Genomic DNA, 12,419 nt, shown 5'->3' on the forward strand with positions numbered 1-12,419 from the left:
TTCGACCGTGACAATCGGCGCGACGAGGAGCGTGGTCCCGGCGCGTCCGGCGTTCTCGAGGCGAGGCGCGGCACTCGCCGCCGGATTCCTGGCGGCAGCCCTGCTGCTGCGCGTGACGACCGCCCGGTTGAGCGCGAACCTGCTGCCTGCCGCCCTGCGGGACTTCCTGACCCTGTCGATCAGCGTGGTGGTCGAGTCCCTGCCGTTCGTGATCCTGGGGATCCTGTTCTCCGCCCTGGTCCAGGTGTGGCTGCCGCCGGGGCTGCTGCTCAGGCTGCTGCCGCGTCGCGGCGTTCTGCGGCGGGCGTCGGTGTCCGGCCTCGGTGTCGTGATGCCGGTGTGCGAGTGCGGGAACGTGCCGCTGGCCCGGGGATTCGTGCTCGGCGGGATGGGCGTCCCGGAGACGATCACGTTCCTGTTGGCGGCGCCCCTGCTCAACCCGGTGACGATCGTGACGACCTACCAGGCGTTCGGCTGGGGCAACGACATCCTCGTGGGGCGTATCCTCGGCGGGTTCCTGATCGCGAACGTCGTCGGCTGGATCTTCAGCCGGCACGCCGCACCGACCGAGCTGCTGACACCGGCGTTCAACGAGTCGTGTCGTACGCATGGCGGCCACGACGACGAGCCGCGATGGGTGCGCTCTGTCGATGTGTTCAGCCGCGAGACCACCGCCGTGCTGCCGGCACTGTTCATCGGGTCCGCGGTGGCCGGTGCGATCCAGGTCGGCGTGCCGAGGTCCGTCCTCGTCGCGATCGGTGCCAACCCCTTGTGGTCGGTGCTCGTGCTGATGCTGCTGGCGTTCGTCGTGGCGATCTGCTCCAACGTGGATGCGTTCTTCGCCCTGGCGCTGGGGTCGAGCTTCATGCCGGGCGCGATCGTCGCGTTCCTGGTGTTCGGCGCGATGGTCGACGTCAAGATGGTGGCGCTGCTTCGTACGACGTTCACGACCCGCGCCGTCCTCGACCTGACCGTCCTGGTGATGTTGTCGACACTCGTGCTCGGGCTGGGGGTGAACCTCGTTGCGTGACCTGCCCTGGCGCCGTCTCCACGGCGTCCTGCTGAGCCTGGTCGGGGCGTCGGCCACGTGCTGGCTCGCGCTGACCGACCGGCTGGCGCTCTACATCCATCCTCGGTACGTCGTGTTCACCGCGATCATGAGCGTCGTCGCCCTCGCGTTGATCGTGGCGAGCTTCGCCGTCCGGCCCGCCGACAGCCACGAGGAGGAGCGTCCGCGCGGCCGGCGCTCGGCGATCGCAGGCGCAGCCCTCGTGGTGGCGGCGGTCGTGGCCCTGCTCGTCGCACCACCCTCGACGCTCTCGGAGGCCACGGCGCAGCAGCGCAAGGTCAACCAGACCCTGAGCTCCACGCCGATGACCAGCCCTGACGGCACGGACTTCGCGCACTTCAGGCTGCGCGACTGGGCGGCCGCGATCCAGCTGGCGGCCGATCCGGGTGTCCTCAAGGGCCGGCCGTTCGACGGCACCGGATTCGTGTCGCCCGTGGACGGCAAGCATCCCGACGTGTTCTACCTGACCAGGTTCGTCGTGACGTGCTGCGCCGTCGACGCGCAGCCGGTGGGCGTGCCGGTGTACGAGCCCGACTGGCGCGCCCACCACAAGAAGGGCTCGTGGGTCCACGTCACCGGCGCTCTGGGTGCCGATCCGGGCGACGCCAGCGCCTCTCTCGTGATCCCGAAGACCGTAGATCCCATCTCCGAGCCGAGCCAGCCGTATGAGCACTGAGCCGGGCCGTTGGTCGTACGGGCGGATCGTCACCGTGACGGTCGTCGTGCTCGTGCTCGTCGCCGTGGTCCTCGGTGTGGCGGGCTCCCGGCAGCCGCCGCGGGTCAGAGCCGCACAGCTCGACGCGGCGTACGCCACCGAGAACGCAGGGGGACAGCTCGTGCTGGCACCCAACCAGCCGACGCGTGCGGGCACCCTGCGAGTCACCACTCGCCCGGCGGTCAAGGCCTCCGCGAGGCGGCATGACGGCGAGGTCGTGGTCACGTTCGCCTCGGCCCTGCACTACGACACGACGTACGACGTGACGGTGGGCCCGGTGACCGGACGCTACACCGGCGCACGCGGTTCGCTGCACTACCGCTTCCGCACGCCGAGCCCGACGGTGTTCACCCTGATCCGCAGCGGGAAGCTCGACGACGGCAAGCCCGACCGGATCGTCCAGGTCGAGGGGTCCGTCGAGCGCACGGTGTTCAGCGATGACGTGATCCTCGAGTACGCCGACGGCGGGCGGTCGCTGATCGCCAGCACGTACGACCACGGCGTCAACAAGCTCGTCAGGGTCGACGACGACGGACGGGTGCACCGGCCGTACCGGCTCGACACCGCAGGAGGGCAGCCGGTCTCGGGGCTCCGCGCCGACCCGCGGACCGGGCTCTTCGGCTACATCACACCCCCCCCATGGCAGCGAGACGGAGCACCTCTACGTGCGTGACGTGGCCGACCCGTCGGTCGGGCGCCAGCCGGTCAAGGCGGCGGACGGCACGCCGATGGAGGCCATCGACTGGATGCTGATACCCGGCACGCGGGAGGCCGTCGTCCAGGACAGCTCCGGCCGGGTCTTCATGACCAACCCGGACAAGCCCGAGGCCGCTCCGACGCCGCTGGGCACGTACGGACGCATCAACGGGTTCGTGCCGACCACCTCGGTGCTCACCCTGCCGGACAACAACAGCTCGGGCATCCGCCTGCTCGACCCGCTCCACGGCATCTCGCGGACCGTGCCACGCAAGGACCTGCCGGCCGAGGACAGCGAGGCGTACGCCCTCCAGCAGCTGTCGCTCGACGAGTCCGGCAGCGCCGTGGTCGTGGAGTGGAGTCCCAGCGGTGATGACGGCAGCTACCGGATCGCCGTGATCGGGCGGGGCAAGCCGCGCTATCTGCTGGCGACCAAGCCCGGGCAGGCCGACAACGCGTCGATCTGCCTCGCCCCTGACGGCGGTCACGTCGCGGTCGTGGTCCAGCCGGCGCACGCCAAGGCTGACGGCTACCCGGTGCAGCCCTCAGCCGGTGACATGACGACCTACATCGCCGACACGTCAGGCGGCTCGGTCGTCGAGGCGCGTGGCGCCCAGCCGCAGTGGTGCAGCTCGGGCCCGACCTCCAACGCCGTCAGTGCCGACGGTCCGTGACCTGACGCGGCCAGACACCCCGGGGACATACTTCGAGGTGACACAGGAGAGACACATGACCGACCAGACCCCCGCCAGTGCAGGACCCCGCCACCCAGCCGTTGTCGCGTTCCACCAGAGCAGGCTCGACCACGTGCAGCTCCGCGTGGCCGACGCCATCACGTCCTTCGCCGGATCGATGCCGTTCGTCTACCTCCACGCCGCGGTGTTCGTCGCCTGGATGCTGTGGGTCGAGTCGAATCCGTGGCCCACGCTCACGCTCGTCGTCTCTCTCGAGGCGATCTTCCTGTCGACGTTCGTGATGATCGGCCAGAACCGGCAGGCCGAGTTCCAGAAGGTCAAGGCCGAGCACGACTTCGTCGAGCAGGAGCTCGAGCTCAAGACCAACACCGACCTGACCCGCGAGATCCACGTGCTGACGACCGAGCTGCACCGCCGGATCATCGACGAGGCGCCGCAACCGGGCTGATCGCCGAGAAAAGTTCACGCGAAGGTGTCGTATGAGCCGAGCTCCGTTCGTGGACAGGGTGAAAGTCCCTCATCCTCAAAAGGAGTCTGAATCATGCGCGATCTCATCGTCACCGCATTCGTGTCCCTCGACGGCGTCATGGAGGCGCCCGGCGGCGAGTCCGGATACCGCAACGCCGGCTGGACGTTCCAGGACATCGAGTTCGATCCTGCGGCGTACGAGCTGAAGGGCCGCGAGCAGGAGGAGACCACCGCCTTGCTCATGGGCCGTACGTCCTACGAGGCGTTCGCACCCGTCTGGCCCACGATGGAGGAGTTCGCAGGCTACAACGCGATGCCGCGCTACGTCGTCTCGACGACGCTGCAGCAGGACGATTCGCGATGGCCGGCGACGATCCTGCGCTCGCTCGACGACGTCGCAGCGCTGAAGCAGACCGACGGTGGCCCGATCGCCGTCCACGGCAGTGCCACCTTGGGCAGGAGCCTGGCCGACGCCGGACTCGTCGACCGCTACCACCTGTTGGTGTTCCCGGTGCTCCTCGGCGCCGGCAAGCGGTTGTTCAGCGACGCCGACCGCGACAAGACGATGCTGAAGCTCGTCGAGCAGCAGGCGTACTCCAACGGCATCCAGAAGCAGGTGTTCGACGTCGTTCGCTAGGGCGGGGTCATCTCGAGACGTACGCCCAGCAGCCGTACGGGTCGGTCACGTTGCTCGGGCTGGAGGCGATCGAGCAACGAGACCGCGGCGTCGCCGAGGGTCTGACGATCGTTCGTCGGGGCCGGCAGGGTGAGGCTCCGCGTGACCGTGATGAACGGTGCGAAGCGGATCTTGAGCCCGACCCGTGCGGCGGGCCGTCCTTCGGCATCGATGTCGTCGAGGACGCGTGCGGTCAGCGTGCGCACCTCGTCGGCGATGACGTCCCAGTCGTCGAGGTCGGCCTGGAACGTCGTCTCGCGTCCGTGAGCGCGCGGGACGTACGGCTGGGGGTCGATCGGCTGTGCGGAGGCGCCGGTCGCCAGCCCGCGGTAGTACGGGCCCATGGTCGGCCCAAGCGCGTCGGCCACCACCGCCGGATCGCTTGCCATGAGCTGTGCGACGGTATCGAACCCGAGCGCCGCCAGCTTGGCAGCGGTCTTGCTGCCGATGCCCCACAGGGCCTGGGTGGGACGGTCACCCATCACGTCGAGCCAGTTCGCCGCGGTGAGCGTGTAGGTCCCGCGGGGCTTGCCGAAGTCGGTGGCGTTCTTGGCCCGCAGCGTGTTGTCGCCGATCCCGACCGAGCAGTGCAGCCCGGTCGCCGCCAGCACCGACGTCATGACGAGCGCAGCCATGTCCTCGGGGTCACCGAGGTCACCGTGCCCGGGACCCGGCCCGACGAAGGCCTCGTCCCAGCCCAGCACCTGCACGAGCACGGGCACACCGCCCCAGCTCAGCGACCGCAAGGTCTCCATGACCGTCCCTGACACCGCCTCGTACGCCGGCGCGTCGACCGGCAGGAACACCGCGTCAGGGCACTTGCGCTTCGCGACGCGGAGCGGCATGCCGGAGCCGACGCCGAGCTCCCGGGCCTCGTACGACGCGGTCGACACCACACCTCGCTCGGTCGGGTCACCACGCCCGCCGACCACCACCGGCAGGCCCGCCAGCTCGGGATGACGCTGGATCTCGACCGCAGCGATGAACTGGTCCATGTCGACGTGCAACACCCAGCTCATGTCCTCACCCTGCCGGAACACGTCGCGCGGGTCGAGCCGCGCCGCGCGTCCGAATGGCGAGTCGCCTGCACGCATGGGCGGCATACGGGTAAAGTGGTGGACGTAACAAACCCCGCACCGCTGCTCGTCGAACGAGTACGTCGCTCGACGATCGGTTCCGTGGCACCGGCTCAAGGCCGGATCACTCCACGAGGCGGGCGTTGCACCAACCCGATCGCTCCTGTCGATCGGTTGTAGCGAGTCCCGACGTGATCGGGCCCTTGGCCCCGATCCAGCAGGGCTCGTCGGCGCTGTCCCGGGTTGACGCCCGGATCCGGCGTTGCAGCACCGCCCGGCGACCGTGTCGGGCCTTCGGAGGAGGAACCTTGGCCAGAAGAGGCCAGCGGCAGACGGGCACCACCCGTTCCGCACCGCAGCGCCGCCGCGTCGGCAACGACGGCATCATGTCGGTGCTCGCCCGTGCCGTACGCGAGGTCGAGGCCGGCGCCCAGCGCGGTCGCGTCTCGCCGTCGACGCGCACCAAGTTCCAGGTCGTCGCCCTCCTCGCACGCGAGGAACGCACACGCGCCAAGGCCGACACCGCGCTGACCGAGGCGCAGCGCGCCGAGAAGCTCAAGCGGCTCGACGGCATCGGCACGATCCTGGCGCAGACCGCCGCACGCGACACCTCGCTCCTCTCGCTGCTCGCCGAGGACGCCGAGGTGTCGGACGCCGCCATCGTGCTCAAGCACGACATGCTCAAGGCCGCCGGCGTCGAGGAGACCCAAGAGGCTGCCGTCGAGGCCGACGAGGAGCCGGTCGCGGCGCCCGTCGAGCGCCGCGTCGTGCCGCAGTCGGTCGTCGCACGCCAGCTCGCCAATCCGTTCCTGCCACCGGACTTCGAGGCCGCCCAGGCTGCCAAGGCCCAGACGCAGCGGCTCGCGACGTGGGAGCTCCTCGGACCGCTGTTCTCGGCGTTCGAGCGGGCGGCCGGCGGGTCCAAGGCCTGCATGGCGCTCCCCGAACCGTCTGACACCAAGGTCCCCTTGGGTCTTGAGCTGATGCGTCACCAGGCCGAGGTCATCGCAGCGGCCGAGGACGGACACCGGACGTTCCTGCTGGCCGACGAGCCCGGTCTCGGCAAGACCGCACAGGCGCTGCTCGCGGCGCAGGCCGCCAATGCCTACCCGTTGCTCGTCGTGGTCCCCAACGTCGTCAAGACCAACTGGGCCCGCGAGGCCGAGCTGTGGACGCCCAACCGTCCGTCCACCGTGATCCACGGTGACGGTCACACGATCGACGGCTTCGCCGACATCGTGATCGTCAACTACGAGGTCCTCGACCGGCACGTCGGCTGGCTCGGCGACCTCGGGTTCCGCGGCATGGTGCTCGACGAGGCGCACTTCATCAAGAACAAGTCCTCCCAGCGGTCGCAGCACGTGCTGCAGCTGTCGGAGCGCATCCGGGCCCGCACCGTCCGGCCCTTGATGATGGCCCTGACCGGCACGCCGTTGATCAACGACATCGACGACTTCCGCGCGATCTGGCAGTTCCTCGGCTGGATCGACGACAAGAAGCCGCGCCCCGAGCTCATGCGTGCGCTCGAGGAGACGGGTCTCACGCCGATCGACCCCGGCTTCTACGCCGCAGCACGATCGCGCGTCATCGACATGGGCATCGTGCGTCGTCGCAAGGTCGACGTGGCCTCTGACATCCCCGCGCGTCGCATCGCCGACCTGCCCGTGGAGCTCGACGACGAGGCCGGCCGGTCGATCCGCGAGGCGGAGCGTGTGCTCGCCCAGCGCCTCGTCGCCCGCTACGAGAGCGCGCTGGCCAACCGTACGTCCGGCATCACGGTCGAGGGCATCGACCACGAGCTCGTACGCCGTGTGGCCGGCTGGGAGCGCGACGAGAGCTCGGGCAAGACCGACGAGAACGTCTTCACGATGATGCGCCGGATCGGCCAGGCCAAGGCCGGACTCGCCGCCGACTACACGGCGCAGCTCGCGCGCAACGTCGGCAAGGTCGTGTTCTTCGCCAAGCACGTCGACGTCATGGACCTCGCGGAGGAGACGTTCGAGCGCCGCGGCATCCGCTACTCGTCGATCCGCGGCAACCAGACGCCCAAGGTGCGCCAGCGCAACATCGACGCGTTCGTCGACGACCCCGACGTCGCTGTCGTGGTGTGCTCGCTGTCGGCCGCCGGGGTCGGCATCAACCTCCAGGTGGCCTCCAACATGGTGCTGGCCGAGCTGTCGTGGACCGACGCCGAGCAGACCCAGGCGATCGACCGGGTGCACCGCATCGGCCAGGACGAGCCTGTCACCGCGTGGCGCATCATCGCCTCGCAGACGATCGACACCCGCATCGTGGAGCTCCTCGACAGCAAGGCCGGGCTCGCCGCCAGGGCGCTCGACGGCTCGGACGACGAGGTCTCAGCCTCGGCTGACATGCAGCTCGAAGCCCTCGTCGGACTCCTCACGGACGCGCTGGAGCAGCAACAGGGCACGTGACGCCTGCCACCCAGCATCGTTGAACCGACTGGAAGTCCAGGTCGGAGCTCGGGCGACGACGCGATACCCCGTACGCGGGGCCTCACGTGCAAGGAGCCGCCATGAAGCGTGTCCTGTCCATCGGTTCAGCCGTCCTGGCGGTCACCGCCGCGCTGCTGAGCGTGCCTCCGGCGTCTGCGACCACCTCCCAGGCGGCCACGGCGGCGCCTGGCCTGCGCGACGTCATGTTCGTGGGCAACAACTGGCAGGGCACCGCCTCGATCGTCGACGCCAACACCCGCGAGATGCTGAAGTCGGGCATCAACCTGATCCCCGACAAGGCCCAGGAGCTCAAGGACATCGCGCTCAACCCGGTCAAGCTCGCGTTCTACCTCGTCGTGCAGGCCGGGCCGGGGGAGGGCCACGACCAGTACGTCGACGACATGTTCACGACGAACGACGGCAAGTACCTCGCGGTGTCCCGTCCCAGCTTCGCCGACGTCGTGTGGATCGACATCGCGAAGGCGGTCGCCGGTGACCCCAACAGCATCGTCCACGAGGAGCAGATGGACGGCTATCGCACGGACCACATGGGCCTCTCGCCAGACGGCCGCCGGCTGGTCGTCTCCGACTCGACGAGCCGTCAGGTCATCGAGTACTCGATGGTGGACGAGGTGGTCGGCGGCAAGACCGTCGCGATGGGCCAGCGCATGCGGACCTTCGTGTCGGGGGAGACGCCGCACGAGAACACGTACAGCAAGGACGGCTCGCGGATCTTCCACGCGTCGATCGGTCGGGTCTACCTGCCGGGCGACTACCCGAGCCTCGGTTCGCTCGACCTCAGCCTCGTGCACAACACGCTCAAGGGTGACCGGTGGTTCCAGGTGGTCGACAACGCCAGCTTCGCCGTCAAGCAGCGCTGGGACATCGGCAAGGAGCTCGCCGAGGCGGGCCACCCCGGCATGAGCTCCGCCGTGCGGCCGATGGCGATCGCGCCGGGCGAACGGTTCATCTACTTCCAGGTGTCCTACTTCCACGGGCTGGTGGAGTTCGACACGCAGGCCCCCGACATCGACGGCAAGGTCGGCTACACCGCGGGCGGTATCGCCGAGCCTCGCGTCGGCGCGGTCAAGCGGGTCATCCCGTTGCCCAACCGCGTCCCGACGATGCCACGCGAGCAGTACGTCAACGACTCGGCGCACCACGGACTGTCGATCAATGCCGCCGGCACGACGCTCTGCGCGGCCGGGACGATGGACGACTACGCGGCCCTCGTCGACCGGGCGTCTGGCGACTTCACGATCTTCGACACCACGACCACGGGTCACTCGTACGGCAAGCCCTACTGGACGACCGAGGGCCTGAACGACACGTGCTGGATCTCCTTGAGCGAGGCGGACTCGGTCGCGGTGATCGACACCAACACCAAGAAGGAGATCGCCTACCTGCCGGTCGGTGACCACCCGCAGCGCATACGCCACGGGTTCGTCCCCGAGGCGCTCGCCGCGGACCTGGCGTCCTGAGGTCAGGCGCGAGCGGCGCGGATCAACCGCGTCAGCATGCCCCCGAGCAGCAGGAGCGCCACGAGCAGGACGGGCGTGAGCATCACTGGTGAGAGCGCGTGGTTGCATCCGCTGTCGCACGTGAGCTGGTCGACGGTGAACAGGACCGGCACGGTCCCGACGAGCATGACGACCGGCAGGAGCGCCGCGACGACCTTGTCCACGACGCTCCACCGCCTCGAGCGCACGGTGAGGATCCAGCCGGCGACCCACGCGATCGGACCGGCATACGCGCCGACCGTGAGGAGCAGCAGCGTCCACGTCTCGAGGCGGCGCGACGCGGGAATCGCCTCGGGACCGCCCGTCATCAGCCCAGCGGCCCGGTCTCGTCGCGCAGGCGGGGCTCCGTGGCGTTCTCGGGCTTGATGCCGTGCTTGTCGGCGAAGAACGCCCTGACCAGGTCCATGTCGGCCTTGACGTCCTCGGAGGGGTGGAACGTCGGCCCGAAGCCCATGGTCCTGGTCGGCGGGTCGAAGAACGCGAGGGTGATCGGCAGGCCCGTGTCGCGCGAGATCCGGAGGAAACCCGACTTCCAGTAGTCGCCCTTGGTGCGCGTGCCCTCGGCGGCGATGATCAGGCGGAACGGCTCGCCGTTGCGTGACTCCTCGACGAGCTCGTTGACGACGCCTGCGGCGTTGTCGCGGTCGAGCGGAACGCCGCCGAAGCGGCGCAGCAACCAACCCAGGGGACCACGGAACAGCTGCTTCTTGACCAGGACCCGAGGATGCGCTCCGTCGTGCCACATCACGAGGAGCATCGTCACGAAGTCCCAGTTGGATGTGTGAGGCGCGCCCACGAGGATGCCGGTCTCGGGCACCTCGCCGACCATCTCGTAGCCGGCGCGGCGGACGATGAAGCGGGCGAGTCGCTGGCGGATCATCCCGCGATCCTATGGGTGGGTCACCGGGCGACGGACCGCCAGGGCGAGTCCCCACCGACGGCGTACGTGTGACAGCTCGTCGGAAGGGTACGCAGGGGGCGACACTCCCATCGACCGAACGGAGCCACATCCGTGATCACCAAGATCCTGCACAAGCCCGTGTCCATCGCCCAGCACCTCGTCGGCGGTGTCGCCCGTGGTGGCCTGCACGGCGCCGTCGCCGTGGTGAAGAAGGTGCTCCCTGACGGTGAGGAGCCTCGTGCGGAGGACTCGTCGCCCAAGGTCAGGACCGAGCCGGTCCAGCAGCCGCCGTCGCCGACCACCACGACCAAGAAGGCGACGACCAACACCATGCCGGCCAAGAAGGCGAGCGCCAAGCGCGCTGCGACCAAGAAGGCCGCCGCCAAGAAGACCGCGCCGAAGAAGCCGGCTGCGGCGCTCGACGAGGATCCTGCGCCGACCGACGCCGACCCCGTCGTCTACAGCACGGGGCCGGACGTGACGACTCACGTGACCAAGGACGACCTGCGCCCATGAGCCCACGGACCGTCCCCAGGGCCCACGGGTAGGCCGGTCGATGCACCAGCTCGAGTGGATCGGCATCATCCGGCACGGCGAGAGCGTCGGCAACGTCGCCGCGGCGACCGCGGAGGAGGAGGGCGCGGACCTGATCGACATCGCCGAGCGCGACGCCGACGTACCGCTGTCCGACACCGGCGAGAAGCAGGCCGAGGCCGTTGCCGGCTGGCTCGAGGCGCTGCCCGACGACGAGCGGCCGGACGTCGTCGTCGTGTCCCCGTACGTACGCACGAAGCAGACGGCGGAGATCGCGCTCAAGGGGCTCGACATCCCGACGGTGCGGGACGAACGCCTGCGCGACCGCGAGCTCGGGGTGCTCGACCTGCACACGGTCCACGGCATCCAGTCGAAGTTCCCCGAGGAGTCGAAGCGGCGGCAACGGCTGGGCAAGTTCTACTACCGGCCGCCGGGCGGTGAGTCGTGGGCGGACGTCCTGCTGCGGATCCGCAGCCTGCTGCGCGACGTGGCAGAGGACCATCCCGAGCAGCGCGTGCTCTTCTTCGCCCACGACGCCGTCGTCTCGCTGTTCCGGTACGTCCTGGAGGGCCTCGACGAGGAGGAGCTCATGTCGAGCGCCAAGGAGTCGCCGATCGCCAACTGCTCGATCAGCAGCTGGCGGTGGAGCGACAAGGGATGGGCCAACGAGCTCTACAACGACGTCAGGCACCTCGAGCAGGATGAGTCAGCGCATCCGACGGCGGAGGAGGGTGTCGATGCCCCGGCCGTCTGAGGCCCGCGTCATCACGCCGCAGCTGCTGCGTGACTGGCCGCTGCCGGACCCCGACGGCGGCAAGGAGGCACGCGGCACCGTCTTGGTCGTCGGTGGTTCCCGCTTCACGCCGGGCGCGGTGCTGCTCGCCGGCACGGCAGCCCTGCGTGCCGGCGCCGGGCGACTGCAGCTCGCGACGACCGACGACAACGCCCAGGCCCTGAGCATCGCGGTTCCCGAGGCGAAGGTCGTCGGCCTGCCGAGCACCGAGGGTGGTTCGGTCGATGGTGACGTGCCGGACCACCTGCTCGAGCTCGCGGAGCACGCGGACGTGGTGGCGATCGGCCCGGGCCTCGACGACCCGGAGCAGACGGCGTTGCTCCTGCAACGCCTCGTCGGGGCCGTCTCCGGCGACGCGAGGCTCGTGATCGACGCGTATGCCCTGGGTGCCCTCGGCGAGGAGCCGGAGCTGCTCGGCAAGCTCGCCGCGCACACGGTCCTCACGCCCAACGTGGGAGAGGCCGGACGCCTGCTCGGCCGGGAACCAGGCGACGACCTGGACGCGGAGGCGGCGGCCGTCACCGACCGGTTCGGCGCTGTGGTGTCGCTCTACGGCCACGTGGCCGAGCCGGGCGGGGGAGCGTGGCGCGACGAGAACGCCGACGTCGGCCTCGGTACGTCCGGCAGTGGGGACGTCCTCGCCGGCATCATGGCCGGCTTGCTGGCCCGTGGCGCCGAACCCGCCCAAGCGGCGTGCTGGGGGACGTACGTGCACGCCATGGCGGGCCAACGGCTCGTCACCCGCATGGGGCGAACGGGCTACCTCGCGCGCGAGCTCGTCGACGAGGTCGCGGCGACCATCGCGATGGTCTAGGGCGTG

Annotated in this window: 14 protein-coding genes; 11 read left to right on the top strand and 3 right to left on the bottom strand. The window is 69.6% G+C overall.

Annotation, left to right across the window (positions count from 1 at the left end; all coding sequences use genetic code 11):
- The first annotated feature begins 7 nt into the window (after positions 1-7).
- From ASE12_RS02235 to ASE12_RS02260, 6 genes are all read left to right on the top strand, one after another.
- Positions 8-1,030: a permease gene (locus ASE12_RS02235; protein ID WP_056396384.1), complete on the top strand. Its 1,023-nt coding sequence runs from the start codon at positions 8-10 to the stop codon at positions 1,028-1,030.
- On the top strand, positions 1,023-1,745 hold the full coding sequence (locus ASE12_RS02240) for a TIGR03943 family protein (RefSeq protein ID WP_056396387.1): 723 nt from the start codon (positions 1,023-1,025) through the stop codon (positions 1,743-1,745). The genes ASE12_RS02235 and ASE12_RS02240 overlap by 8 nt, the downstream gene beginning before the upstream one ends.
- The gene (locus ASE12_RS02245; RefSeq protein WP_056396390.1) at positions 1,735-2,457 is read left to right on the top strand and encodes a hypothetical protein; all 723 of its coding nucleotides are present in this window, start codon (positions 1,735-1,737) and stop codon (positions 2,455-2,457) included. The genes ASE12_RS02240 and ASE12_RS02245 overlap by 11 nt, the downstream gene beginning before the upstream one ends.
- Before the next feature lies 1 nt (position 2,458).
- Complete coding sequence (locus ASE12_RS02250; protein ID WP_157412785.1) at positions 2,459-3,154, top strand: hypothetical protein; 696 nt, start codon at positions 2,459-2,461, stop codon at positions 3,152-3,154.
- Positions 3,155-3,209: 55 nt separating this feature from the next.
- A complete protein-coding gene (locus ASE12_RS02255; protein WP_056396396.1) occupies positions 3,210-3,623 on the top strand; it encodes a DUF1003 domain-containing protein in 414 nt (137 codons plus the stop codon).
- 93 nt (positions 3,624-3,716) lie between these two features.
- Positions 3,717-4,280, top strand: a complete 564-nt coding sequence (locus ASE12_RS02260) for a dihydrofolate reductase family protein (protein WP_056396398.1) — start codon at positions 3,717-3,719, stop codon at positions 4,278-4,280.
- Here the strand turns inward: ASE12_RS02260 and ASE12_RS02265 are convergent.
- Positions 4,277-5,338, bottom strand: coding sequence for a DNA polymerase IV (locus ASE12_RS02265; protein WP_056404465.1), 1,062 nt, complete (start codon positions 5,336-5,338; stop codon positions 4,277-4,279). The genes ASE12_RS02260 and ASE12_RS02265 overlap by 4 nt on opposite strands.
- A gap of 365 nt (positions 5,339-5,703) precedes the next feature.
- On the opposite strand from ASE12_RS02265, the gene ASE12_RS02270 reads away from it, so the two are divergent.
- Both ASE12_RS02270 and ASE12_RS02275 read left to right on the top strand, forming a co-directional pair.
- Complete coding sequence (locus tag ASE12_RS02270; protein ID WP_056396401.1) at positions 5,704-7,830, top strand: DEAD/DEAH box helicase; 2,127 nt, start codon at positions 5,704-5,706, stop codon at positions 7,828-7,830.
- A gap of 101 nt (positions 7,831-7,931) precedes the next feature.
- Complete coding sequence (locus tag ASE12_RS02275) at positions 7,932-9,332, top strand: hypothetical protein (RefSeq protein ID WP_056396405.1); 1,401 nt, start codon at positions 7,932-7,934, stop codon at positions 9,330-9,332.
- Positions 9,333-9,334: 2 nt separating this feature from the next.
- Here the strand turns inward: ASE12_RS02275 and ASE12_RS02280 are convergent, their stop codons facing one another.
- A complete protein-coding gene (locus ASE12_RS02280) occupies positions 9,335-9,679 on the bottom strand; it encodes a hypothetical protein (RefSeq protein ID WP_056396408.1) in 345 nt (114 codons plus the stop codon).
- A complete protein-coding gene (locus tag ASE12_RS02285) occupies positions 9,679-10,251 on the bottom strand; it encodes a 1-acyl-sn-glycerol-3-phosphate acyltransferase (RefSeq protein WP_056396411.1) in 573 nt (190 codons plus the stop codon). The genes ASE12_RS02280 and ASE12_RS02285 overlap by 1 nt, the downstream gene beginning before the upstream one ends.
- 132 nt (positions 10,252-10,383) lie before the next feature.
- Here ASE12_RS02285 and ASE12_RS20305 point away from each other — a divergent pair, with 132 nt between their 5' ends.
- From ASE12_RS20305 to ASE12_RS02300, 3 genes are read left to right on the top strand one after another with little or no spacing between them, the layout of a single operon-like run.
- Positions 10,384-10,788, top strand: coding sequence for a hypothetical protein (locus ASE12_RS20305; protein WP_056396412.1), 405 nt, complete (start codon positions 10,384-10,386; stop codon positions 10,786-10,788).
- Between the two features lie 40 nt (positions 10,789-10,828).
- A complete protein-coding gene (locus ASE12_RS02295; protein ID WP_056396416.1) occupies positions 10,829-11,560 on the top strand; it encodes a histidine phosphatase family protein in 732 nt (243 codons plus the stop codon).
- A complete protein-coding gene (locus tag ASE12_RS02300; protein ID WP_056396417.1) occupies positions 11,544-12,413 on the top strand; it encodes an NAD(P)H-hydrate dehydratase in 870 nt (289 codons plus the stop codon). Before ASE12_RS02295 ends, ASE12_RS02300 begins: the two co-directional genes overlap by 17 nt.
- The last annotated feature ends 6 nt before the right edge of the window (positions 12,414-12,419 follow it).

This window comes from Aeromicrobium sp. Root236, from assembly GCF_001428805.1.
In the GTDB taxonomy this organism is placed as follows: domain Bacteria; phylum Actinomycetota; class Actinomycetes; order Propionibacteriales; family Nocardioidaceae; genus Aeromicrobium.

What these genes read in the sequence shown, in the direction of transcription:
- ASE12_RS02245 (WP_056396390.1), top strand. Translation starts at nt 1,735, where the DNA reads ATGAGCACTGAGCCGGGCCGTTGGTCGTACGGGCGGATCGTCACCGTG.
- ASE12_RS02255 (WP_056396396.1), top strand. Translation starts at nt 3,210, where the DNA reads ATGACCGACCAGACCCCCGCCAGTGCAGGACCCCGCCACCCAGCCGTT.
- ASE12_RS02260 (WP_056396398.1), top strand. Translation starts at nt 3,717, where the DNA reads ATGCGCGATCTCATCGTCACCGCATTCGTGTCCCTCGACGGCGTCATG.
- ASE12_RS02265 (WP_056404465.1), bottom strand. Translation starts at nt 5,338, where the DNA reads ATGAGCTGGGTGTTGCACGTCGACATGGACCAGTTCATCGCTGCGGTC.
- ASE12_RS02275 (WP_056396405.1), top strand. Translation starts at nt 7,932, where the DNA reads ATGAAGCGTGTCCTGTCCATCGGTTCAGCCGTCCTGGCGGTCACCGCC.
- ASE12_RS02280 (WP_056396408.1), bottom strand. Translation starts at nt 9,679, where the DNA reads ATGACGGGCGGTCCCGAGGCGATTCCCGCGTCGCGCCGCCTCGAGACG.
- ASE12_RS02285 (WP_056396411.1), bottom strand. Translation starts at nt 10,251, where the DNA reads ATGATCCGCCAGCGACTCGCCCGCTTCATCGTCCGCCGCGCCGGCTAC.
- ASE12_RS02295 (WP_056396416.1), top strand. Translation starts at nt 10,829, where the DNA reads ATGCACCAGCTCGAGTGGATCGGCATCATCCGGCACGGCGAGAGCGTC.
- ASE12_RS02300 (WP_056396417.1), top strand. Translation starts at nt 11,544, where the DNA reads ATGCCCCGGCCGTCTGAGGCCCGCGTCATCACGCCGCAGCTGCTGCGT.